Here is a 22831-nt window from a genome sequence, read left to right as displayed (position 1 = left end):
TCGCGCCGGCATCGAGTACAGCGCGAGCGTCAGGAACCTGAGGCGCCGGACATTGAGCACCGTCGCCACCATCTACCCAACAGCAGGAGGAACAAGCGTGTCGTCTGCACGCGATTTTCGCAACGTCGCCATCGTGGCCCACGTCGACCACGGTAAAACGACGTTGGTCGACGCCATGCTGCGCCAATCCGGCGCCTTCGCCGAACGGGCCGAGCTGGTCGACCGGGTCATGGACTCCGGCGACCTGGAACGCGAGAAGGGCATCACCATTCTCGCCAAGAACACCGCGGTGCACCGGCACAATGCCGACGGCTCCGTGACCGTCATCAACGTCATCGATACCCCCGGCCACGCCGACTTCGGCGGTGAGGTCGAGCGCGGTCTGTCCATGGTCGACGGCGTCGTGCTGCTGGTCGACGCCTCCGAGGGCCCGCTGCCGCAGACCCGGTTCGTGCTGCGCAAGGCGCTGGCCGCCTCGCTGCCGGTGATCCTGGTCGTCAACAAGACCGACCGTCCCGACGCCCGGATCGCCGAGGTCGTCGAGGAGAGCCACGATCTGCTGCTCGACCTGGCCTCCGACCTGGACGACGACGCCGCCGAGGCCGCCGAGCTCGCCCTCGATCTGCCCGTCCTCTACGCCTCCGGCCGTGAGGGCAAGGCGTCGAAGGTCGCCCCCGAGAACGGGCAGGCCCCCGACGCGGAGAACCTCGACGCCCTGTTCGAGGTGCTGCTCGAGAACATCCCCGCGCCCAAGGGTGACCCGACCGCGCCGCTGCAGGCGCACGTCACCAACCTCGACGCATCGGCCTTCCTCGGCCGGCTGGCGCTGGTGCGCATCCACAACGGCGAACTGCGCAAGGGCCAGAACGTGGCCTGGATGCACGCCGACGGCGTCAAGAACGTCAAGATCACCGAGCTGCTGCAGACCATCGGCGTCGAGCGTCAGCCCGGTGAGGTGGCCGTCGCAGGCGATATCGTCGCCGTCGCCGGCATCCCGGACATCATGATCGGCGACACCCTCGCCGATCCGGACAACCCGGTCGCGCTGCCGCGCATCAGCGTCGACGAGCCCGCCATCTCGGTGATCATCGGCACCAACACCTCGCCGCTGGTCGGCCGGGTGCAGGGCCACAAGCTGACCGCCCGCATGGTGAAGTCGCGGCTGGATCAGGAACTGGTCGGCAACGTCTCGCTGCGGGTGCTCGACATCGGCCGTCCGGACGCCTGGGAGGTGCAGGGCCGCGGTGAGCTGGCGCTGGCCATCCTGGTCGAGCAGATGCGCCGCGAGGGCTTCGAGCTGACCGTCGGCAAGCCGCAGGTGGTCACCAAGACCGTCGACGGCAAAGTGCACGAGCCCTACGAAGAGCTCACCATCGACTGCCCGGACGAATACCTCGGCGCGATCACCCAGCTGCTGGCCGCCCGCAAGGGCCAGATGGTGCAGATGAACAACCACGCCGCCGGTTGGGTGCGCATGGAGTTCATCGTGCCCTCGCGTGGCCTGATCGGTTTCCGCACCGACTTCCTCACCGAGACCCGCGGCACCGGCATCGCCAACGCCGTCTTCCACGGCTACGCGCCGTGGGCCGGCGAGATCCGCGCGCGCCACACCGGTTCGCTGGTCTCCGACCGCGCGGGCACCGTCACCCCGTTCGCCATGATCCAGCTCGCCGACCGCGGCCAGTTCTTCGTGGAGCCGGGCGCGGACACCTACGAGGGCATGGTCGTGGGCATCAACCCGCGCGCCGAGGACCTCGACATCAACGTCACCAGGGAGAAGAAGCTCACCAACATGCGCTCCTCCACCGCCGACGTGATGGAGACCCTGGCCAAGCCGTTGCAGCTCGACCTCGAAGGCGCAATGGAGTTCTGTGCCGCCGACGAATGCGTCGAGGTCACCCCCGAGGTGGTGCGGGTGCGCAAGGTGACCCTGTCCGCCACCGACCGGGCCAGGGAGACCTCCCGTCGCAAGGCCCGCGACCGGGCGGCCGCCCAGTAGGCCGGGCCGGCGACCAGGCGAAAACCGATGCTGTGAACCGAAACCGCCGGGCCTCGTGCTCGGCGGTTTCGCGTGCACGGCCGAGCACGACATGGCGAGGTAGAGTGCCGAGGGTGAATTCGGGGGCGCGACGGCGCGCGATGTGGCGCGCGATGCTGGTTGTGATGACGGCGTTGCTGCCGGTGGTCGCCGGGTGCACCGCGAACCCGCCGCCGCCGATCGAGAGCACCGACAGTCCGAAGACGACGCCGGCCGAGCCGGGCAAGAACACCGTCGTGGTGGCCATCGACGACATCGGCATCGGTTTCAACCCGCATCTGCGTTCGGATCAGTCGCCCGCGACGGCGGCGGTGAGTTCGATGGTGCTGCCGAGCCCGTTCCGTCCGGTACCCGATCCCGCGGTGCCCGGCGCCACGCAATGGGTGCCCGATTCGGCGCTGGTCGAGCAGGCCGAGGTGACCTCGCACGAGCCGTTCACCATCACCTACAAGCTGCGCAATCAGGCCAACTGGTCCGACGGTGCGCCGATCGCCGCGGAGGACTTCCGGTTCCTGTGGCGGCAGATGATCACCCAGCCCGGTGTGGTGGATCCGGCGGGCTACCGGCTGATCACCGATGTCGAGTCGACGGCGGGCGGCAAGACCGTCACCGTCACCATGGCGGCGCCGTATCCGGCGTGGCAGCAGTTGTTCGCGAATCTGCTGCCCTCGCATCTGGTGAAGGATTCGCCGGGCGGTTTCCAGCGCACGCTGACCGAGGGCATCGCGGTGTCCGGCGGCAGCTTCAAGATCAAGTCCGCCGATCAGGGCCGCGACGAGATCCTGCTCGAACGCAACGACCGGTACTGGGGCAAGCCCGCGGTGCCGGATCAGATCCTGTTGCGCCGCGGCGGAACTCCCGCCCAGGTGGCCGATTCGCTGCGCACCGGTGACGCGCAGATGGCGCTGGTGCACGGCGGCGTGGCGACCCAGGCGCAGCTGGCGGCGATCCCGTCGGTGCGCACGGCGATCATGCCGCAGTCGCGGGAACTGCAATTCGTGCTCAACGGCCGCAGCGGCGCGCTGGTCGACCCGCGGGTGCGGACCGCCGTGCTCGCTCTGCTGGATCCGGCGCTGCTGGCCACCGTTGGCGCGCAGACCGGCGGCTGGGTGGAACCGGTGCGCGCGCAGGTGCTCTCGCCGTCGGATCCCGGCTATGTGCCGACCGCGCCGCCGCGGCCCAGCCAGGACGAGGCCTTCGCGCTGCTCGCCGAATCCGGGTACGGGCGCGCGCCGGAGCCGCCGCCGGTGGTCTCGGCCACCTCGCCCGCGCCGCGCCCGCGTCCGGTGGCCAAGGACGGCAAATCGCTGACCATCCGCATCGGTGCCGTCGCCAACGATCCCACCGCGCTGGCCGTGGCCAATACCGCCGCCGATCAGTTGCGCAGTGCGGGCATCGACGCCAGCGTGCGCAGCGTCGCCGGTGACGAGCTGTACGGCAAGGAACTGGTCGAGGGCACCATCGACGCCATCGTCGGCTGGGAGGTGGCGGGCTCGGACCCGGCCACCGTGCTCGCCTCCCGGTATGGCTGCCCGCCGGTGGCGCCGCCCGGCCCGGACGGCGATCCCGAACCCGACGCCGAAGTGGTGCGGTTGGCGCCCAGCAACCTGTCCGGTGTCTGCGATCCCGGCGCCCAGCCCGCCATCGACGGCGCGCTGGTCGGCATCGACACCGCGCGGGTGCTCGCCGAGGCCGAACCGCGGCTGTGGGCGGCGGCGACGGTGCTGCCGATCGTGCAGGACAACGTGGTCGCGGCCTCGGGTCCGTCGGTGGACGGCGCCTCGCTCAGCGGAGCCATCCAGGTCGGCATCTTCGGCGACGCGGCCAACTGGCGACGGGTCGGATGAGCGGCCCCGCCACCGGCACCGGCGGCCTGCTGCTGGTGCACGCGCATCCGGACGACGAATCCATCACCACCGGCGGCACCATCGCCCATTACCGCCGCCGGGGCATCCCGGTCACCGTGGTCACCTGCACCCTCGGCGAAGAGGGCGAGGTGATCGGGGAGCAGTGGGCGCAGCTGACCGCCGAGCACGCCGATCAGCTCGGCGGCTACCGCATCCTCGAACTCACCAGGGCGCTGGCCGCTCTCGACGCCGCGCCGCCGCGTTTCCTCGGCGGCGCCGGACGCTGGCGTGATTCCGGCATGGCGGGCACGCCGAGTGCCGAGCATCCGCGCGCGTTCGTCCGATCGGGCCGGGAAGCGGTCGACGCGCTGACCGAGATCGTGCTCGAGCTGCGGCCCCGGGTGGTGGTCGGCTACGACCCCAAGGGCGGTTACGGGCATCCCGACCATGTGCGCGCCCACGAAATCACCACCGCCGCCGTGCACGCGGCGGCCGAACGTGGCTGGGACACACCGAAGTTCTACTGGACGGTGACCGACGCCGACCTGCTGAAGCTGCACACCGAGGCGTTGGCCCGCCGGACGGTGGAAGGCCTGCCCGGTGCGCTGCCCGCCGGGTGGCGCCTGCCCGCCGACGGCGAGCTGGCCTGCGTGCCGAGCAGCACGGTGACCACGACGGTCGATGTCTCGGATGTGCTGGCCGCCAAACGGGAAGCCTTGCGTGCGCATGCCACTCAGGTGACGGTGGCGCCGTCCGGACGCGAATTCGCGCTGTCGAACAACATCGCCCAGCCGGTGCTGCCGGAGGAACATTTCGTGCTCGTCCGCGGCGTGCGCGGGCCGCTTGGGCCGGACGGACGCGAGCACGATCTGTTCGCCGCCCCGGCCTAAACTCGATCACATGTACAACTGGGAGCTCCAGAACGCCATCGTGGCATTCGTGGAAAGCCTGCGTCCCGGCGCGCAACATCAGCACGAGCTCTACATGTCGGTGCTCTACGCGTTCGCCGACATGCAGAGCCATCTGCTGACGCTGCTCGGCTACCCTCCGGTCGCGTGACGGCCGCCGTGGACGACCAGACGGGCAAGCCGGCCCCGTCGCGGTCGCGCCTGCCCCGGCCCGTGTACGACGCCGCGCTCGGCGCGCTGATCATGCTCGCACTGGTCGTCGACGCGGTGATCACGCTGATCCTGGAAGTGCTCTACCTGCCGCTGTATCTCGGCAGCGTCGCCTTCCCGATCGCGGCCCCCCTCGCCGGAGTGATCAACGTGGCGCTGGTACTCGGAGCCCGCACCGTGTCCCCACGCCCCATCGTCATGCTCATCCCCATCGTCGCGTGGACCCTGTCGTTCCTCGCCGCCGCGAGCTCCGGCCCTGGCGGCGACGTCCCGCTCGGCAGCGACGCCCGCACCCTCCTCCTCATGCTGTTCGGCCTCGCACCCCCACTGATCTACGTCTATCTGCAGGCCAACCGGACGAAGGTCGCCCAGCCGGCAGCGCGTCGCTGACACGATGGCGCCGTTGACATTCCGGCCGCCCATGCGATCGAGATGAGCTCCGACGTGGTACAGAAGGCCGGCGGAGGACGAGCTGCCGGGGCGATCCGTCGTCACGAATGGGTGGCGCGGTCGCTCGCCGCCGCACCCGGCCGCTCGCCCAGCCGTCCGGGTGTCACTGCCTCGATGAGGGCCCACGCCTGATCCAGGGGTATGTCGATGACGTGGTAGCGCTTCTTGCCGGCGGCGGTGGCGGCGGTGACGGTGGCCAGGCCGGATCGGCGTTGCCAGAACGTTTGGCGGACCGTCCAGCCGATGATGCCGGGCGCTTCCAGGCAGTCACGGTCGCGGTCGAGGGAACCGGAGCGGGTGATCAGCCAGGTGGGGGAGGTCGCGGTGGCGGGGAGGACGGCGTGCCCGAGGCCGCGGTAGCGGTCCTCGGCCAGGGCCGCGGTGACGGGGATCAGCGCGAGCGGAAGCAGCCACCACCACGGCGAGATCGATGCTCCGGCCAGGATGGGCAGCAGCAGGGCGGCCGAGACCGCGGGAACCGGCCACATGGCGTGGGTATAGCGGCGGCGGCGCGCGGCCGGGCCGTGCGGGGTGAGATCTACTCGGCCGGGTGCCGTGGCCGCGACGATCGCGGGGGCGCTCATTCCGGTCGCGCGGGCATGGGAGGTCCCGTTCGGATACTTCGCCGTGTGCGGGCTCAGCAGATGCGCGAGAGTGTGGTCGACGGCGGCCCTCGGGGCCTGCGACAGGATCTTCTGCCGCGGGTTCTGCCCGGTCATGATGGCTTCGAGCGCGGCCCCGCCGGCCAGCCGCAGCAGTAGCGGCTCGTTGACGGTGGCGCCGCGGAACCGCGCGAGATCGAGGGTGACCTGCCTGGTGGTGAACAGGCCGTAGCGCAGATGCAGGGTAGTGCCGTTGTCGGTGACCCGCAGACCGAAATACGTCGCGAGGTAGTGCGCGCAGGCGGCCAGGCTGGTCACCAGGACGACGGCGACAAGCAACCCGATGCCGAACAGGATCAGCAACAGCGTGCCGCGGCCCTCGACCGAATGCACCGCATCCGAGCGGAACACCACTTCGCCGAGGCCGTACTGGAATCCGACACCGACGACGGGGGCGACAATGGCGAATCCGGTGAGCGACAGCGGCGCGTAGCGGACCCAGGCCGCGCGCCAGTGCCCGATCTCGCGGCCACGATCCACTCGCGAACCGTCCAGCACGAGCCCGGCCGGCTCGGGTTCGGCCGGAGCCTGCGGTGGCGGTCCCTCCGGTTGATCCGCGTCGACATGCGGTGCCCTTGTGTGCGCGAGCAGTTCGGTGCGCAGCAGCGGCACCACATCCGCGTCGAGCGCGTTGAGCTCGAACTTCTCCCTGGACTCGGCGTGCTGGCCGGTGCCGATCGCCAGCACCGCGAGCCCGAGGATCCGGTGCAGCAGGTCGGCCTCGATATCGACCGAGCGGATCCGGGAGCGCGGCACCGACAGCTTCTTGCGCTGGAGTAGACCGGTCCGCAGTTCGACGTGGGTCGGCCCGACCCGGTAGGTGGTGGTGAACCAGCGGGTGAGCGCGTAGCCGACGATCGCGACGAACGGGATGACGCTCCACCCGTGGTTGCCGCTGCTGGTGCCGAGGATCAGCGTGCCGAGCAGCACCGGGATGAACCGGACGACTTCGTTGACCGGATGCACCAGCAGCATCCGCTTGTCCAGCCGCAGCCAGGGCAGCTCGTTCTGCGGCCCTGGTTGTTCGGCCTGCGGCCCTGGTTGTTCGGCCTGCGGCCCTGGTTGTTCGGCCTGCGGCCCTGGTTGTACGGCTTGCGGCCCTGGTTGCTCGGCTTGCGGCCCTGGTTGCTCGGTGCCGGGGCCGTGGCCGCCGTCGCCGGGTGGTGCGCTCATGTCGCGTCTCCGCGGTGCAGCGCCGCGATCTCGGTCAGCCGGGTCACGGTCTGTTCGGCCACCGGTTGTTCCAGCCCGCTGATCTCCACGGCACCCGCCGACGACGCCGTGGTGACGGTGACCGTCGCCAGCCCCAGCAGACGCTCCAGCGGCCCGCGTTCGGTGTCGACGGTCTGGATGCGCGAGATCGGCGCGACCCGGCTCTCCTGGGTCAGCCAGCCCGTCCGTGTGTACACCGCCTGATCGGTGACTTCCCAGCGGTGCACCCGGTAGCGCCACCACGGCACCACGGCGATGCTGATCGCCGCGACCACGAGAACGAGCACGGTGACCGTGCCCTGCAGCGAACGATGAGCGGAGTCGAAGGCCACCCAGATCAGTAGCGCCACCAGCGGGATCAGCCAGGCCAGCACCGATTGCAGGGTCCACAGCAGTTTCGCTTTGGGACTGGGACGCCAGGCCGGCTCGGCCATGATCGTGCGCGGCTGCGACATGATTGCCATCGTGGCACGCCGCGGATGGAATAGCCCGCGAGGCCGGGGAGTTGTCAACGCTCACAAGCCTGGAGGGAGACAGTTCCGGATGTGTGGCGCATGATCGAGGGCGTGATCGACCTACCCGAGCCGACCGTTCCGTCCCCACCGCCGAGCCCATCGGCCATGCGCCGGGCCCTGCGACGGGCGCGCGACGGAGTGACCCTGAACGTCGACGAGGCCACGGTCTTGCTGCACGCCACCGGCGACGACCTGGTGGATCTGTGTCGCAGCGCGGCCAGGGTGCGTGATGCCGGCCTGGAGTCGGCGGGCAGGCCCAAGACGATCACCTATTCGCGCAATGTCTTCATCCCGCTCACCCATCTGTGCCGGGACAAATGCCACTACTGCACCTTCGTCACCGTGCCGGGCAAGCTGCGTGCCGAGGGCCGCGGCATGTTCCTCGAGCCGGACGAGGTGCTCGACATCGCGCGTCGCGGGGCCGCCCTCGGCTGCAAGGAGGCGCTGTTCACTCTCGGCGACCGGCCGGAGGATCGGTGGCCGGAGGCGGCGCAGTGGCTCGATGAACGTGGCTACGACTCCACCCTCGACTACCTGCGCGCGGTCTCGATCCTGGTGCTGGAGGAGACCGGGCTGCTGCCGCACCTGAATCCAGGGGTGATGAGCTGGGAGGAGATCTCGCGGCTCAAGCCGGTGGCCCAGTCCATGGGCATGATGCTGGAGACCACCGCGACCAGGTTGTTCACCGAGAAGGGCAACTGCCACTACGGCAGCCCCGACAAGGATCCGGCGGTGCGGCTGCGCGCCATCACCGATGCCGGCCGCCTCTCGGTGCCCTACACCACCGGCATTCTCGTCGGCATCGGCGAGACGATGACCGAGCGGGCCGAATCGATCATGGCGATTCGCCAGCAGCACAAGGCGTTCGGGCATATCCAGGAAGTCATCGTGCAGAACTTCCGCGCCAAGGACGACACCGCCATGCGTGACGCCCCCGACGCGAATATCGACGAATTCCTGGCCACCATCGCGGTGACCAGGCTGCTGCTCGGCCCCGACGTCCCGGTGCAGGCGCCACCGAACCTGGTCTCGCAGGCCGAGTGCACCGCGCTGCTCGGCGCGGGCATCGACGACTGGGGCGGGGTGTCGCCGGTGACGCCCGATCACGTCAATCCCGAACGCCCCTGGCCCAACCTCGACACCCTCGCCGAACTCACCGCGGCCGCCGGATTCGAACTGGTCGAACGCACCTCCGCGCACCCGAAGTACGTGCTCGCGGGCAATCCCTGGGTGGATCCGCGCATCGGGGCGCACGTGGCGGCGCTCACCGATCCGGAGACCGGCCTGGCCAGGCCCGACACCATTCCGGTCGGGCTGCCCTGGCAGGAGCCCGACGAGTCCTGGGAATCGGCCGGCCGCGTCGACCTCAACACCGCCATCGACACCGACGGCCGCAACACCGACACCCGCAGCGACCTCAACAGCGCCTTCGGCGATTGGGACACCGTGCGCGAACAGGCTCGCGACTTGGCCGCGGCGCCCGAGCGGCTCGACGCCGACGTGCTCGACGCCCTGCGCGCCGCCGAACGCGACCCGGCGGGCCTGTCCGACGCGCAGTACCTGGCGCTGGCCACCGCCGACGGCGCCGACCTGGAAGCGGTGGCGGCACTGGCCGACGGCCTGCGCCGCGAGGTCTGCGGCGATGAGGTCACCTACGTGGTGAACCGCAATATCAACTTCACCAATATCTGCTACACCGGCTGCCGGTTCTGCGCGTTCGCCCAGCGCAAGGGCGACGCCGACGCGTTCACCCTGAGCACCGACGAGGTCGCCGACCGCGCCTGGGAGGCGCACGTCGACGGCGCCACCGAGGTGTGCATGCAGGGCGGTATCGACCCCGATCTGCCGGTCACCGGTTATGCGGATCTGGTGCGGGCGGTGAAGGCGCGGGTGCCGTCGATGCACGTGCACGCCTTCTCGCCGATGGAGATCGTCAACGGCGCCTCGCGCGGCGGGCAGAGCGTGCGCGACTGGCTGGTGGCGCTGAAGGAAGCCGGGCTCGACACCATTCCCGGCACCGCCGCGGAAATCCTCGACGACGAGGTGCGCTGGGTGCTCACCAAGGGCAAACTGCCCGCCTCGGCCTGGATCGACGTCATCACCACCGCGCACGAGGTGGGGATCCGGTCGAGTTCGACGATGATGTACGGCCACGTCGACAACCCGAAGCATTGGGTCGGGCATCTGCGGGTACTGCGTGATATCCAGGACCGCACCGGCGGTTTCACCGAATTCGTTCCGCTGCCGTTCGTGCATCAGAGTGCCCCGCTGTACCTGGCGGGCGCGGCACGGCCCGGACCGACCAACCGGGACAATCGGGCGGTGCACGCGCTGGCGAGGATCATGCTGCACGGGCGCATCGACAACATCCAGACCAGCTGGGTGAAACTGGGCACCACCGGTACCAGGGTGATGCTGGAAAGCGGGGCCAACGATCTCGGTGGCACGTTGATGGAGGAGACCATCTCCCGCATGGCGGGCTCGCAGCACGGTTCGGCCAAAACCGTGGCCGAACTCACCGAGATCGCCGCGGGCATCGGCCGTCCGGTCCGCGAACGCACCACCACCTATGGTGTTCCGGCGGGTCGCGGACCCGTGGCGGGACTCGAACTATCCATCCACTGAGCCACCGCCCGAAGTTAGGGCAGGCTGACCGAGGGTAACGTGTGAGGCGCCAGGGATACTTGTGCCGGGCGCAGTACCCCCGAGGTGAGGACAGACTAGGAGAACGGCAGTGCCGTACATCATCGCTGAACCGTGCGTTGACGTGAAGGACAAGGCGTGCATCGAGGAATGCCCCGTGGATTGCATCTACGAGGGCGCTCGCATGCTGTACATCCAACCCGACGAGTGCGTGGACTGTGGTGCGTGTGAGCCGGTCTGCCCCGTCGAAGCGATCTTCTACGAGGACGACACCCCGGATCAGTGGAGCGGCTACATCAACGCCAACGTCGACTTCTTCGACGAGCTGGGTTCGCCGGGCGGCGCGACCAAGGTGGGCAAGGTCGACTACGATCCGCCGTTCATCAAGGAACTGCCGCCCATGGCTGCTGAGTGAGCACTGGGTTGTCGAGTACCGGTCACGCGGCCCGGGTGCGGGTCAGTTCGCTGCTTCCCGATTTCCCGTGGGACACCATCGCGGGCGCCAAGGCGAAAGCCGCCGCGCATCCGGGTGGGATCGTCGATCTGTCGGTCGGTACGCCGGTCGATCCGGTCGATCCGCTGATCCGCGCCGCGCTGAATTCGGTCGCCGAGGTCCCCGGCTACCCGACCACGCACGGCACCACCGCGTTGCGAGAAGCCGCGGTGGCGGCGTTGCGGCGCCGGTACGGGATCACCGGGATCGACCAGGCGGCGGTGCTTCCGGTGATCGGCACCAAAGAGCTGATCGCCGGGCTGCCACGGCTGCTCGGCTTCGGTGCGGGCGATCTGGTGGTGATCCCCGAGGTCGCCTACCCGACCTACGAGGTCGGCGGCCTGCTGGCCGGTACCCGGATCGCGCGCGCCGACGGGCTGACCCAGCTCGGACCGGAGTCACCCGCGCTGATCTACCTCAACTCGCCGTCGAACCCGACCGGAAAGGTGCTCGGGGTCGAGCATCTGCGCAAGGTCGTCGCGTTCGCCCGCGAGCGCGGCGCCATCGTCGTCTCCGACGAGTGCTACCTGGGTTTGAGCTGGGAAGGCCGGGCCGTCTCGGTGCTCGATCCCGAGGTCTGCGACGGTGACCACACCGGTCTGCTGGCGGTGCATTCGCTGTCGAAGACGTCGAATCTGGCCAGCTACCGTGCGGGATTCGTGACCGGCGACGCGGAACTGATCGCCGAACTGCTCGAGGTGCGCAAGCACTCCGGGATGATGGTGCCGCTGCCGATCCAGGCCGCGATGACGGCCGCGCTCGGCGACGACGCCCACGAGAACCAGCAGCGTGAGCGGTACCGCGCCCGCCGCGAGACGCTGCGCACCGCACTGCTGGCCGCCGGATTCCGCATCGACCATTCCGAGGCGGGCCTGTACTTGTGGTCCAGCCGGGATGAGCCGTGCCGCGACACCCTGGACTGGCTGGCCGAACGCGGCATCCTCGCCGCCCCCGGTGATTTCTACGGTCCGGCCGGTGCGAAGCATGTGCGGATCGCCTTGACCGCCACCGACGAACGGATCGCCGAAGCGGCCTCGCGGCTCGGCGCGGGCTGAAGGAAGGGCCGGACGCCTGTCGCGCCGGTCCCTGCTCCACGCAGCAGCACCGGCAAACTGCTTCGTCGCAGGTGGGCGTGGTTTCTGCGCTGCGCGCCACACCGGAGTTAGCCTGGGTTATGGACGCTGTGACGGTTGTCCCTGCCCCTGCGAACGAGCCGGTGCACACCTACGCACCCGGCAGTCCCGAGCGGGAGCGGCTGGCGAGCAAGCTGGCCGCGATCTCCGCCGAGAGAGTCGAGATACCGCTGGTCATCGGTGGTAAACACCGGCCGGGCATCGGCGCGAGGCACGAGATCGTCGCCCCGCACCGGCACCGCCACATCTTGGGCACCTACACCGATACCACCCATTCGGAGGCGAGCGGCGCCATCGACGCCGCCGTCGCCGCCGCGCCCGGCTGGCGCGCGCTGCCCTTCGACGAACGCGCGGCGGTGCTGCTGCGCGCGGCTGATCTGCTGTCCGGACCGTGGCGGGAGACGATCGCCGCCGCGACCATGCTCGGTCAGTCGAAATCGGTGCAGCAGGCCGAGATCGACGCGCCCTGCGAGCTGATCGACTTCTGGCGTTTCAACGTCGCCTTCGCCCGCGAGATCCTCGAACAACAACCTCGGTCCAGCGCGGGTGTATGGAACCGGATGGACTATCGCCCGCTGGAGGGTTTCGTCTACGCAATCACCCCGTTCAACTTCACCGCCATCGCGGGCAATCTGCCTACCGCGCCGGCGCTGATGGGCAACACCGTGGTCTGGAAGCCCTCACCCACACAGACGCTGGCCGCGTATTACACGATGCGGTTGCTGGAAGCGGCGGGCCTGCCGCCCGGAGTGATCAATATGGTCACCGGCGACGGTGTGGATCTGTCGGAGGTGGCGCTGGCGGATCCGCGGCTGGCGGGCATCCACTTCACCGGCTCGACCACGACCTTCCAGTTCCTCTGGCGGCAGGTCGGCGCGAATATCGGCACCTACCACGGGTATCCGCGGTTGGTGGGGGAGACCGGCGGCAAGGATTTCATCGTCGCGCACACCTCCGCCGATCCGGCGGCCTTGACGACAGCACTCGTGCGCGGCGCCTACGAATATCAGGGCCAGAAGTGTTCGGCGGCTTCCCGCGCTTATCTGCCGCGTTCGCTGTGGCGGCAGATGGGCGACGACTTCCTCGATCTGACCCGCGAACTCGCCTACGGTGACGTCGCCGATCTGTCCAATTTCGGTGGGGCTGTGATCGATCGGCGGGCCTACGACAAGAGCGTGGCCGCCATCGAACGCGCCCGCTCGGCCGGGCTGAGCATCCCGGTCGGCGGCCGCTACGACGACAGCGAGGGCTGGTTCGTCCGGCCGACGGTGCTGCTGGCCGACGATCCGCGCGACGAGGCCTTCACCACCGAGTATTTCGGCCCGATCCTGTCGGTGTACGTCTACGACGACGGCGAGCCCGGCGCCTACGCCTCGATCCTGTCGGAGGTGGAATCGGCGGCGCCCTACGCACTGACCGGTGCGGTGTTCGCCCAGGACCGGCACGCCATCGAGCAGGCCTCGGCGGCTCTGCGGTTCGCGGCGGGCAACTTCTACGTCAACGACAAGCCCACCGGAGCCGTCGTCGGACAGCAGCCCTTCGGTGGTGCGCGCGCCTCCGGCACCGATGACAAGGCCGGATCACCGTTGAATCTGTTGCGCTGGGTCGCGCCGCGCGTGATCAAGGAGACCTTCGTCCCGCCGGCCGATCACCGGTATCCGCATATGGGGCAGCAGGCGTGAACCCGCTGCGGCCCGCCATCCTCGCCGCGGCCGGGTCGCCGCGGCTGAAGCGGCTGGTGACCGGCACGCCGGTGACCGCCGACATTGTGCGGCGATTCGTGGCCGGAGAGACCAGGGCCGAGCTGATCCCGGTGGCCAGGCAACTGCTGGCGAGCGGACGGGCGGTGAGCGTCGACTATCTCGGCGAGAACACCACCGATCGCGCGCAGGCCGACGCCGCGGTCGCGGAGTATCAGTCGCTGCTCAATGACCTGTCCGCGCTGGATGTTTCGCTCGGACCCGCGGGTGCGGCGCCGCTCGAGGTGTCGGTGAAGCTGTCGGCGCTCGGGCAGGCGCTGCCCGGTGACGGCCCCGCGATCGCCACCGAGAATCTTCGGACGCTGTGCACCAAGGCGGTGCAGTCGGGCATCTGGGTCACCGTCGATGCCGAGGACCACACCACCACCGACGCCACCCTCGCGACGGTGGCCGAGCTGCGCGAGGAGTTCCCGTGGCTGGGCACGGTATTGCAGGCGTATCTGCGTCGCACCGAGGCCGACTGCCGGGAGTTCGCCGGTCCCGGCAGCCGGATCCGGTTGTGCAAGGGCGCCTATCGGGAACCGGACGAGGTGGCCTATCAGCACCGCGACGAGGTCGACGCCTCCTATCGGCGCTGTCTGGAGGTGCTCATGCGCGGCGAGGGGTATCCGATGGTGGCCTCGCACGATCCGGAGATGATCGCCGCCGCGGACTGGCTGCTGGCCGACACCGGACGCGGCGCGGGCGATGTCGAATACCAGATGCTCTACGGCATCCGCGAGGACGAGCAGGCCAGGATCGCCGCCGCCGGAAACACCATGCGGGTGTATGTGCCCTATGGCGACCAGTGGTACGGCTATCTCATGCGCAGGCTGGCCGAGCGGCCGGCCAACCTCGGCTTCTTCCTGCGCGCCCTCACGGGACGCTGACCGGCCCGCACCCGCTCATACCAGCGGCAGGCCCTTGCGCATGCGACGGCGCAGATCCCACAGGTAGAAGTTCAGCGGGAACATCCTGGCGGGCGCGGGCAGCCGGGTGACGATCGCGCCGATGAGCCGCATCAGCCGATCGAAGCGCCGCTGGTCGCGCGCCGACCAGCGCATGCCCATCTCCCGGCGCAGATGCCACGGCAGCACGCCGGTGACGACGAACCGCTGGAACCGCGCGAACAGCACCTGCACCACGCGCGGCATCATCTTCAGATCGATCAGATCGTTGAAGTAGTCGCGGACCACCGGGTCGATCGCGGTAGCGGCCAGGTTGGTCTCCCAGTATTCGGCGAAGGCCGCTCGATCGGCGGGCCACATCTCCGGACGCATCTGGAGGGTGGCGCCCAGGCGCACGCTGTGCTGGTAGAAGGCGTCCGCCGCGTCGTCGTCGATGCCGCCGCGCAGCTTGTCGAGCATGTCGGCGAAGCCCCAGTACAGGCAGGCCGCCACCCACAGTTGCAGGTTCGGGTCGAAGGCGTTGTATTTCACCGGGCTCGACGGCTTGGACCGGATGCTGCGGTGTGAGCCGTTGACGGCCTCGCGGTAGGCGGCGCGTTCGGCCTCGCTGCCCATCATCGCCACCGCGAGATAGGTGAGGGTGGTGCGCAGGCGCTTGAGCGGATGCACCATCACCTTGCCGCTGTCGACATCGCTTTCCAGCACGCCGTAGGCGACCGGGCGCAGGCCCAGCTGCATGATGACGTTGGCGGTGCCGCCGAGGAAGGCGGAGACGCCGTCGATGTAGTCCTCGACGACGAAGTCTGCCGGTGGCGCGGGGACAGCTCCGCCGGTGGTTGCGGGCGCGACAGCGGTCATCGTTGACCTCACTTCCGATGAGAAGGTAACGCGGAAACCTTCTCATTCGCTCACTTCGTGTGTCAATCCGCGGTGAAACTGTGCAATGCTTGGTCAGTCATTGTTTCGCCGACTCTCGCGGAGGTGCCGATATGGCGGCGCTGGCCGATCTGCTGCCGCTGGTGCGTACCCAGCGCAAGGATCAGGATCAAACCGTGCTGTCCGCGGCGCTGCTGGCGTTCCTGGACTTCGGCATCAAACGCACCAGCATGGGCGAGGTGGCGCGGCGCGGTGGACTCTCGCTGGCGACGCTCTATCGGCGGTTCGCGGGCAAGACCGACCTTATCCAGGCTGTTGGGCTACAGCAGACGCGCGAGTTCATCGATGGCGTGGACGCCGCGGTGCAGCGCCAGATCGAACGCGACGCCGGCGCCGAGGATCAGATCGTCGAATTGTTCGTGGCCTTCCTGGCCGGTCTGCGCAGCAACAAGCTGCTGGATCGGCTGTTGCAGACCGAACCCGAGATCGTGCTGCCGTATCTGACGGTCAAGGGCGCGCCGGTGATCGAGCTCGGGCGTGATTACGTCGCGGAGTTCATCACCCGATTGCAGCGTGAGGGCAAATTGCCCGACTACGACCCGCTGCCACTGGCGGAGATGATCGCCAGGACCGCGCTGTCGCTGGCGCTGACGCCGCAGACGGTGATCCCCCTCGACGATGACGCGGCGGCGCGGGAATTCGCTCGCGATCACGTCGTCGTGTCGTTCCGCATCCCCTGAACGTCACGACCCGTGCGCGTCTAGACCAGCGGCCTGCCCATCCGGCGGCGCAGCCGCATATCGGCGAGAAAAGCATTGACCGGGAAGGTTTTCACCGCCACCGGTAGGCGGGCCTCGATCGCGCCGACCCCGCGCAGGAAACGGCTCAGCCTGCGCTCGTCCCGCTCGTTCCAGGGCATTCCCATCTGCTCGCGCAGATGCGGCGGCAGGAGTCCGGCGGTGACGAAGCGGTGGAAGCGCAGCACCGCGGGCAGGCGCATGGGCCGCGGGAACATCTTCAACTCGACGATGGCGTTCAGCATGTCGCGCACCGGCGGATCGATGAAGGTGCGCGCCAGGTTCTCGGTCCAATACCGCTCGAAGGCGGCGCGGTCGGCCGGCCACAGCTGTTCCGGCATCTGGAGAGTGGTGCCGAAACGGGCGGCGTGGCGGTAGAAGGCGTCGGCGTCGGCATCGTCCATCGGGCCGTGCAGGCGGTCGTGCAGATCGCGTCCGCCCCAGTACAGGCAGGCCGCCACCCACAGTTGCAGGCGCGGATCGAAGGCGTTGTACTGCACCGGACTCGACGCGGTCGAACGCACCGGGCGATGCGAGCCGTTGACGGCCGCGCGGTACGCGGCGCGTTCGTCCTCGGTGCCGAGCATCGCGACCGCAAGATAAGTGAGCGTGGTGCGGGTGCGTTTGATCGGATGCAGCAGGATCTTGCCGCTGTCCACCGGGCTCTCCAGTACGCCGTAGCCGACGGCCGGATGGCTCAGCTGCATGATGACGTTGGCGGCGGCGCCGAAGAGTGCGGCCGAACCGTCGATATGGCGGCGGATATCGAATTCGCCGGTGCGCGAGGCGGTGCTCGCGCGGGAAGTGCTGGTCATCGTGGACCCCATCTCACCGTTGAGAAGGTTGTACAACTACTTTCTCACCGCGTCATCGGGGGTGTCAACGGTCGCGGTCGCACTGTGCCCCCTCGGCAGCGCGGCCCGTGGTGCCGCCGCGCCGCCTCGATCCAGGCCCGTCGCGCGCGTCGCGGTAGCGTGAGCGAATGCCCTACGGTCCGCCGCTGCTGCTCCGCTCCCTGGATCCGCTCGCCGTCGCCGCCGGCGCCGATATCCCCGATGCCGTCACTATCGACGGAACGCGGTTCTCGCGTAGCGATCTGCTCGGCGCCGCGACCTCGGTGGCCGAGCGCATCGCCCGCGCCGACCGGGTGGCGGTGCTGGCGCGCCCGACCGCGACCACTGTGCTCGCCGTGGTCGGCTGCCTGATCGCCGGAGTGACGGCCGTGCCGGTGCCGCCGGATGCCGGGTCCGCCGAATCCGCCCATATCCTGGCCGATTCCGGGGCGCAGGCCTGGCTCGGCGAAGCGCCGGAGGGGACCGACCTGCCGGTGGTGCCCGTCCGATTGCATGCCAGGTCGTGGCACACCTATCCCGAACCGGACCCGGCGACAACGGCTTTCGTGCTCTACACCTCCGGCACCACCGGCCTGCCCAAGGGCGTGATGCTCAGTCGGGGCGCCATCGCCGACGGCCTCGACGCGCTCGCCGAGGCCTGGTCGTGGACCGCCGACGACGTGCTGGTGCACGGCCTTCCGCTGTTCCATGTGCACGGCCTGATCCTCGGTGTTCTCGGCGCGCTGCGCGTCGGCAGTCCGCTGATCCACACCGGCAAGCCCACCCCTGAGGCCTACGCCGCCGCGCCGGGCACCCTGTATTTCGGTGTGCCGACGGTATGGTCGCGTATCGCCGAAAACCCGGACGCCGCCAAGCAATTGGCCGACGCCCGCCTGCTCGTCTCCGGCAGCGCGCCCCTGCCCGTGCCGGTCTTCGAGCGTCTCGCCGAACTCACCGGCCACGCGCCCGTCGAGCGCTACGGCATGAGCGAAACCATGATCACCCTGTCCACCCGCGCGGACGGTGAACGCCGCCCCGGCTGGGTCGGCCTGCCCGTGCGCGGTGTGGAAACCAGGTTGTGCGACGAATCCGGAGCTCCGGTACCCCACGATGGCGAGAGTATCGGCGGGCTCCAGGTCCGCGGACCGATGCTGTTCGACGGGTACCTCAATCTGCCGGAGGCGACCTCCGACTGCTGGACCGAAGACGGATGGTTCCGCACCGGCGACGTTGCGGTCATCGACCAGGACGGTTTCCACCGCATCGTCGGCCGTGAATCGGTCGACCTCATCAAATCCGGCGGCTTCCGCGTCGGCGCCGGCGAAGTCGAAACGACCCTCCTCGGCCACCCCGCCGTCGCCGAAGCCGCCGTTGTCGGCCTACCCGACCCCGACCTGGGCCAACGCATCGTCGCCTACGTGGTCCCGCGCGCAGGTATGACAGCTCCCGCGGAGTCCGACCTGATCGACCATGTGGCCCGGGAACTCTCCGTCCACAAACGCCCCCGCGAGGTACGCGTCGTCGACACCCTGCCCCGCAATGCGATGGGCAAGGTGCAGAAGAAGCTGCTCGGCTGAGCTCACACTCGGTGACTGTGCCGGTCGACCACTACCGGTGCGTGTCCGGATTCGGCGGGGTCCCGCCTGCCCTGCCGCGAACGCGCGCAGCAGGGCAGGCGGGCAGCCTCGCCCCCAACAGTGATCAGTCGTTGGCGTGCAGGTCGGCGTTGAGTTCGATGCCCGTGCCCTTGCGGTGCACGACCTCGACGGCGCCGGTGACGGAGTTGCGCCGGAACAGCAGGTTGTTCTGGCCGCTGAGCTGGGCGGCCTTGACGGTGGTTCCGTCGGGGGTGGTGACCTTGGTGCCCGCGGTGAGGTAGAGGCCGGCTTCGAGGACGCAGTCGTCGCCGAGCGGGATGCCGAGGCCGGAGTTGGCGCCGAGCAGGGAGCGCTCACCGATGGAGATGACGGTGGTGCCGCCGCCGGAGAGGGTGCCCATGGTGGAGGCGCCGCCGCCGATATCGGAGCCGTCGCCCACCACGACGCCGGCGGAGATGCGGCCCTCGACCATCGACGCGCCGAGGGTGCCCGCGTTGAAGTTGACGAAGCCTTCGTGCATGACGGTGGTGCCCGAGGCCAGATGCGCGCCGAGGCGCACGCGGTCGGCGTCACCGATGCGCACACCGGAGGGCACCACGTAGTCGACCATGCGCGGGAACTTGTCGACGCTGTAGACGGTCACCGGGCCGCGGGCGCGCAGCTTGGCGCGGGTGGTCTCGAAACCCTCCACCGCGGCCGGGCCGTGGTTGGTCCACACCACGTTGCTGAGCAGGCCGAACTGGCCTTCCAGGCTCACCTCGTGCGGGCGGACCAGCCGGTGCGAGAGCAGGTGCAGCCGCAGGTAGACGTCGTGGGCGTCCACCGGCGCGGCGGACAGGTCGGCGATGGTTGTCTGCACCGCGATCACCTCGACGCCGCGCGCCTCGTCGGGACCGACCAGCGCGGCGAACTCCGCGGGCACCTCGTCGAGCCGCTTGGTCGCGGTTTCGGCGAATTCACCCAGCTGGGGATTCGGGAACCAGGTGTCGAGGACGGTGCCGTCCGCGGTCACATTGGCGATACCGACTGCAGTTGCTCCCTGAATGCTCACGTCAGCAGAGCCTACCGACCGTCCCGGTCGCGTGGTGCAGCCACGTCAGCGGCTGCCGCGCAGATCACGGCCGGTGGCCGAGGTCCCGGGCACCGAGTGGCGGCTGACTACGCTGAGCCGGGTGACCCTCGATCTGCGCGCCGACCCGATTGCCCTTACCGCCGCCCTCGTCGACATCCCGAGTGTGTCCAGGGACGAGCTTGCCGTCACCGACGCGGTCGAGGCCGCGTTGCGGACCCAGACCACCGGCTTCGAGATCGTGCGGGACGGCAACGTGGTGCTCGCGCGCACCGATCGCGGGCTGCCGACCCGGGTGGTGCTGGCCGGGCATCTGGACACCGTGCCGATCGCTGACAACGTGCCCAGCCGGATGGACATCGAGGACGGCGAGCCGGTGATGTACGGCTGCGGCACCGTCGATATGAAATCCGGCGATGCGGTGTTCCTGCATCTGGCCGCCACCATCGCCGAACCCGCGCACGACTTGACGCTGATCTTCTACGACTGCGAGGAAATCGCCGCAGAGTTCAACGGCCTGGCCCGGATCGAGCGCGAACGCCCGGAGTGGCTGGACGGCGATCTGGCCATCCTCGGCGAACCGTCCGGCGGCTGGGTCGAGGCCGGCTGTCAGGGCACATTGCGCGCCCGGCTCACCACCTCGGGCACCCGGGCGCATTCGGCGCGGGCCTGGCTGGGCGACAACGCCATTCATCGTTTGGCGCCGGTCTTGCAGCGGCTGTCGGAGTACCGGGCGCGTGAGGTCGATATCGACGGCTGTGTCTACCGCGAAGGGCTGTCGGCGGTGCGGGTGGCCGGCGGGGTCGCGGGCAATGTGGTGCCCGATGCCGCCGAGGTCGACGTCAATTTCCGCTTCGCGCCCGACCGCAGCGTCGCCCAGGCCACCGACCACGTCCGCGAGGTCTTCGCCGGTCTCGAACTCGACTTCCAGGTCACCGACGCGGCCCCCGGCGCCCTGCCCGGCCTGACCGCCCCCGCCGCCAAGGACCTGATCACCACGGTGCACGCGCACGGCGCGGCCGGGGTGCGCGCCAAATACGGCTGGACCGACGTCTCCCGTTTCGCCGCCCGCGGCGTCCCGGCGGTGAACTTCGGCCCCGGCGATCCGAACCTGGCGCACAAGCGCGACGAGCGGGTCCCGCTGACCCAGATCACCCAGGTCACCGCGATGCTGCGGAGCTATCTGACCGGCTCCGCGTAATCGCAGTCGCGCCGCCGGATAGCCTCCGACCAGCGACGGAAACAAAACACACGGTGGATCAACCCCCGTTTTCGAGCGAAGCGAGACCGAGCCCCCGAGTTCGCGGCCCGTCTCGTGTCTCCGCTGCCGCTGCGCACGCCGAAGGCAAGCAGCGGTAGCGGAGTACGAGACTCCCAGGGGCCGCGAACCGCGGTGCCGCAGGCGCCGCAATTAGACTCCGGCCATGTCCACTGACGCCGCCGAGCCCCCCAACAGCAAGCCGAAGTCGACAGCCAGATTCCGCGGGCCGATCATGTTTCGCCGGGATCGCAAGCCCGGGATCGGCACCGCCGACCGGAATCTGCTGGATCGGCGCGGTGACAGCGACTGGGTGCATACCGACCCGTGGCGGGTGCTGCGCATCCAGGCCGAATTCGTGGAGGGTTTCGGGGCGCTGGCCGAGGTGCCGCGCGCGGTGTCGGTGTTCGGTTCGGCGCGTACCCCGGTCGATCATCCCGAGTACGAGGCCGCCCGCGCCATCGGTTCGGCATTGGCGCACGCCGGGTTCGCGGTGATCACCGGAGGCGGGCCGGGCGCGATGGAGGCCGCCAACCGCGGCGCGTGTGAGGCCGGCGGCTATTCGATCGGGCTCGGCATCGAGTTGCCGTTCGAGCAGGGGCTCAACGAATGGGTCGATCTCGGCATCAATTTCCGCTACTTCTTCGTCCGCAAGACCATGTTCGTCAAGTACTCCCAGGCCTTCGTCTGCCTGCCGGGCGGTTTCGGCACCATGGACGAGCTGTTCGAGGCGCTGACGCTGGTGCAGACCCGCAAGATCACCCGGTTCCCGATCATCTTGTTCGGCACCAGGTTCTGGGGCGGGCTGGTGGACTGGATCCGCGATTCGCTGCTGGGGGCGGGCAAGATCTCACCGGGCGATGTCGATCTGCTCTACGTCACCGACAGCGTCGAGGACGTCGTGCGGATTCTCGAGCAGGCGACGGCCGAACGCGAGAACCTGGAAACCATGGGCACGGAGGACAAATGGTGAGCGCGGGCGAACGTGCCTATGCCGTCTGCGTCTACTGCTCGGCCAGCACCATCGACCAGGCGCAGCTGGCGCTGGCCGCGCAGGTGGGCACCGAGATCGCCCGGCGCGGTTGGCAATTGGTCTCCGGCGGCGGCCACGTGTCGATGATGGGGGCGGTGGCCACGGCCGCGCGCGCCGGCGGTGCGAACACCATCGGCGTCATCCCGAAGCACCTGGTGCATCGCGAGGTCGCCGATGTGGACGCCGACGAACTCGTCGTCACCGACACCATGCGCCAGCGCAAGCAGGTGATGGAAGACCGCGCCGATGCCTTCCTCACCCTGCCCGGCGGTATCGGCACCCTCGAGGAATTCTTCGAGACCTGGACCGGGGCCTATCTCGGCGTGCACGACAAACCGGTGGTCGTGCTGGACCCGGACGGACACTATCGCGGGCTGTTCGCCTGGGTGGACGAGCTGCACGCCCGCGGGTTCGTCCCACAGCCCGCACTGGACCGGGTGCGTGTGGTAGCCGACCTCGACGAGGCGTTCGAGGCGCTACACCCACGCATCCCACGTCGGGAGAACGGCGGGCCGGAGCCGGTGGGCAATCCCGCTGCCGCGCAGCAGCAGCCGATCGAGGAGCACTGATCCCGTGAGCGACGACGCCACCGTCAGCGTGTTCGACCTG

20 protein-coding genes are annotated in these 22831 nt (G+C 69.3%); 15 read left to right on the top strand and 5 right to left on the bottom strand.

Going from position 1 to position 22831, the window contains the following annotated elements; all coding sequences use genetic code 11:
• Window positions 1-97 precede the first annotated feature (97 nt).
• The 5 genes from typA (at window position 98) to RJ05_RS20455 (ending at window position 5393) form a co-directional block, all read left to right on the top strand.
• Window positions 98-1999, top strand: coding sequence for a translational GTPase TypA (typA, locus tag RJ05_RS20470; protein WP_036539475.1), 1902 nt, complete (start codon window positions 98-100; stop codon window positions 1997-1999).
• Window positions 2000-2139: 140 nt separating this feature from the next.
• A complete protein-coding gene (locus RJ05_RS20465; protein ID WP_036539473.1) occupies window positions 2140-3885 on the top strand; it encodes an ABC transporter family substrate-binding protein in 1746 nt (581 codons plus the stop codon).
• The gene (gene mshB / locus RJ05_RS20460; RefSeq protein WP_036539471.1) at window positions 3882-4775 is read left to right on the top strand and encodes an N-acetyl-1-D-myo-inositol-2-amino-2-deoxy-alpha-D-glucopyranoside deacetylase; all 894 of its coding nucleotides are present in this window, start codon (window positions 3882-3884) and stop codon (window positions 4773-4775) included. The genes RJ05_RS20465 and mshB overlap by 4 nt, the downstream gene beginning before the upstream one ends.
• Window positions 4776-4785: 10 nt before the next feature.
• Complete coding sequence (locus RJ05_RS31670) at window positions 4786-4944, top strand: hypothetical protein (RefSeq protein ID WP_165448901.1); 159 nt, start codon at window positions 4786-4788, stop codon at window positions 4942-4944.
• The gene (locus RJ05_RS20455; protein WP_051016767.1) at window positions 4941-5393 is read left to right on the top strand and encodes a hypothetical protein; all 453 of its coding nucleotides are present in this window, start codon (window positions 4941-4943) and stop codon (window positions 5391-5393) included. The genes RJ05_RS31670 and RJ05_RS20455 overlap by 4 nt, the downstream gene beginning before the upstream one ends.
• Before the next feature lie 101 nt (window positions 5394-5494).
• Here the strand turns inward: RJ05_RS20455 and RJ05_RS20450 are convergent, their stop codons facing one another.
• Window positions 5495-7090, bottom strand: coding sequence for a PH domain-containing protein (locus tag RJ05_RS20450; protein WP_085996246.1), 1596 nt, complete (start codon window positions 7088-7090; stop codon window positions 5495-5497).
• Window positions 7091-7284: 194 nt separating this feature from the next.
• Window positions 7285-7782 carry a PH domain-containing protein gene (locus RJ05_RS20445; protein WP_036539468.1) on the bottom strand — a complete coding sequence of 166 codons (498 nt, stop codon included), beginning with the start codon at window positions 7780-7782 and terminating at the stop codon, window positions 7285-7287.
• 99 nt (window positions 7783-7881) lie between these two features.
• Here RJ05_RS20445 and RJ05_RS20440 point away from each other — a divergent pair, with 99 nt between their 5' ends.
• The 5 genes from RJ05_RS20440 to RJ05_RS20420 all read left to right on the top strand — a co-directional run bounded on the left by RJ05_RS20440 (window position 7882) and on the right by RJ05_RS20420 (window position 14740).
• Complete coding sequence (locus tag RJ05_RS20440) at window positions 7882-10467, top strand: bifunctional FO biosynthesis protein CofGH (RefSeq protein ID WP_036539467.1); 2586 nt, start codon at window positions 7882-7884, stop codon at window positions 10465-10467.
• Between the two features lie 109 nt (window positions 10468-10576).
• Window positions 10577-10900 (top strand): ferredoxin, encoded by a 324-nt coding sequence (gene fdxA, locus RJ05_RS20435; protein ID WP_014352705.1) that lies wholly within the window; start codon window positions 10577-10579, stop codon window positions 10898-10900.
• Between the two features lie 35 nt (window positions 10901-10935).
• The gene (gene dapC, locus RJ05_RS20430) at window positions 10936-12033 is read left to right on the top strand and encodes a succinyldiaminopimelate transaminase (RefSeq protein WP_036539464.1); all 1098 of its coding nucleotides are present in this window, start codon (window positions 10936-10938) and stop codon (window positions 12031-12033) included.
• Between the two features lie 119 nt (window positions 12034-12152).
• Window positions 12153-13793 (top strand): L-glutamate gamma-semialdehyde dehydrogenase, encoded by a 1641-nt coding sequence (gene pruA, locus RJ05_RS20425; RefSeq protein ID WP_036539463.1) that lies wholly within the window; start codon window positions 12153-12155, stop codon window positions 13791-13793.
• On the top strand, window positions 13790-14740 hold the full coding sequence (locus RJ05_RS20420) for a proline dehydrogenase family protein (RefSeq protein ID WP_036539460.1): 951 nt from the start codon (window positions 13790-13792) through the stop codon (window positions 14738-14740). Before pruA ends, RJ05_RS20420 begins: the two co-directional genes overlap by 4 nt.
• A 15-nt stretch (window positions 14741-14755) precedes the next feature.
• Here the strand turns inward: RJ05_RS20420 and RJ05_RS20415 are convergent, their stop codons facing one another.
• Window positions 14756-15616 carry an oxygenase MpaB family protein gene (locus RJ05_RS20415; protein ID WP_036539459.1) on the bottom strand — a complete coding sequence of 287 codons (861 nt, stop codon included), beginning with the start codon at window positions 15614-15616 and terminating at the stop codon, window positions 14756-14758.
• Window positions 15617-15747: 131 nt separating this feature from the next.
• On the opposite strand from RJ05_RS20415, the gene RJ05_RS20410 reads away from it, so the two are divergent.
• A complete protein-coding gene (locus tag RJ05_RS20410) occupies window positions 15748-16374 on the top strand; it encodes a TetR/AcrR family transcriptional regulator (RefSeq protein ID WP_036539457.1) in 627 nt (208 codons plus the stop codon).
• 20 nt (window positions 16375-16394) lie between these two features.
• Here the strand turns inward: RJ05_RS20410 and RJ05_RS20405 are convergent, their stop codons facing one another.
• The gene (locus RJ05_RS20405; RefSeq protein WP_036539455.1) at window positions 16395-17246 is read right to left on the bottom strand and encodes an oxygenase MpaB family protein; all 852 of its coding nucleotides are present in this window, start codon (window positions 17244-17246) and stop codon (window positions 16395-16397) included.
• A gap of 167 nt (window positions 17247-17413) precedes the next feature.
• Here RJ05_RS20405 and RJ05_RS20400 point away from each other — a divergent pair, with 167 nt between their 5' ends.
• On the top strand, window positions 17414-18841 hold the full coding sequence (locus RJ05_RS20400; protein ID WP_036539453.1) for an acyl-CoA synthetase: 1428 nt from the start codon (window positions 17414-17416) through the stop codon (window positions 18839-18841).
• A 124-nt stretch (window positions 18842-18965) separates the two neighbouring features.
• Here RJ05_RS20400 and dapD read toward each other — a convergent pair whose 3' ends face one another.
• Complete coding sequence (gene dapD / locus RJ05_RS20395) at window positions 18966-19913, bottom strand: 2,3,4,5-tetrahydropyridine-2,6-dicarboxylate N-succinyltransferase (protein ID WP_036539451.1); 948 nt, start codon at window positions 19911-19913, stop codon at window positions 18966-18968.
• A gap of 121 nt (window positions 19914-20034) precedes the next feature.
• On the opposite strand from dapD, the gene dapE reads away from it, so the two are divergent.
• The 3 genes from dapE to RJ05_RS20380 all read left to right on the top strand — a co-directional run bounded on the left by dapE (window position 20035) and on the right by RJ05_RS20380 (window position 22791).
• Window positions 20035-21132, top strand: coding sequence for a succinyl-diaminopimelate desuccinylase (gene dapE / locus RJ05_RS20390; protein WP_174343960.1), 1098 nt, complete (start codon window positions 20035-20037; stop codon window positions 21130-21132).
• A 223-nt stretch (window positions 21133-21355) separates the two neighbouring features.
• Window positions 21356-22162, top strand: a complete 807-nt coding sequence (locus RJ05_RS20385; RefSeq protein WP_036539450.1) for an LOG family protein — start codon at window positions 21356-21358, stop codon at window positions 22160-22162.
• Entirely contained in the window at window positions 22156-22791 is a 636-nt protein-coding gene (locus RJ05_RS20380; RefSeq protein ID WP_036539448.1) for an LOG family protein, read from the top strand. The genes RJ05_RS20385 and RJ05_RS20380 overlap by 7 nt, the downstream gene beginning before the upstream one ends.
• The last annotated feature ends 40 nt before the right edge of the window (window positions 22792-22831 follow it).

Source organism: Nocardia cyriacigeorgica NBRC 100375 (genome assembly GCF_000308555.1).
Classification (GTDB): domain Bacteria; phylum Actinomycetota; class Actinomycetes; order Mycobacteriales; family Mycobacteriaceae; genus Nocardia; species Nocardia cyriacigeorgica.
Note: the sequence above shows the minus strand (reverse complement) of the source record. Positions and strands in the feature narration are given on the sequence as shown.

Coding starts and splice junctions, on each gene's coding strand:
- RJ05_RS20465 (WP_036539473.1), top strand. CDS start 2,140: ATGTGGCGCGCGATGCTGGTTGTGATGACGGCGTTGCTGCCGGTGGTC.
- mshB (WP_036539471.1), top strand. CDS start 3,882: ATGAGCGGCCCCGCCACCGGCACCGGCGGCCTGCTGCTGGTGCACGCG.
- RJ05_RS31670 (WP_165448901.1), top strand. CDS start 4,786: ATGTACAACTGGGAGCTCCAGAACGCCATCGTGGCATTCGTGGAAAGC.
- RJ05_RS20450 (WP_085996246.1), bottom strand. CDS start 7,090: ATGCTGCTGGTGCATCCGGTCAACGAAGTCGTCCGGTTCATCCCGGTG.
- RJ05_RS20445 (WP_036539468.1), bottom strand. CDS start 7,782: ATGTCGCAGCCGCGCACGATCATGGCCGAGCCGGCCTGGCGTCCCAGT.
- RJ05_RS20440 (WP_036539467.1), top strand. CDS start 7,882: ATGATCGAGGGCGTGATCGACCTACCCGAGCCGACCGTTCCGTCCCCA.
- pruA (WP_036539463.1), top strand. CDS start 12,153: ATGGACGCTGTGACGGTTGTCCCTGCCCCTGCGAACGAGCCGGTGCAC.
- RJ05_RS20415 (WP_036539459.1), bottom strand. CDS start 15,616: ATGACCGCTGTCGCGCCCGCAACCACCGGCGGAGCTGTCCCCGCGCCA.
- RJ05_RS20410 (WP_036539457.1), top strand. CDS start 15,748: ATGGCGGCGCTGGCCGATCTGCTGCCGCTGGTGCGTACCCAGCGCAAG.
- RJ05_RS20405 (WP_036539455.1), bottom strand. CDS start 17,246: ATGACCAGCACTTCCCGCGCGAGCACCGCCTCGCGCACCGGCGAATTC.
- RJ05_RS20400 (WP_036539453.1), top strand. CDS start 17,414: ATGCCCTACGGTCCGCCGCTGCTGCTCCGCTCCCTGGATCCGCTCGCC.
- RJ05_RS20385 (WP_036539450.1), top strand. CDS start 21,356: ATGTCCACTGACGCCGCCGAGCCCCCCAACAGCAAGCCGAAGTCGACA.
- RJ05_RS20380 (WP_036539448.1), top strand. CDS start 22,156: ATGGTGAGCGCGGGCGAACGTGCCTATGCCGTCTGCGTCTACTGCTCG.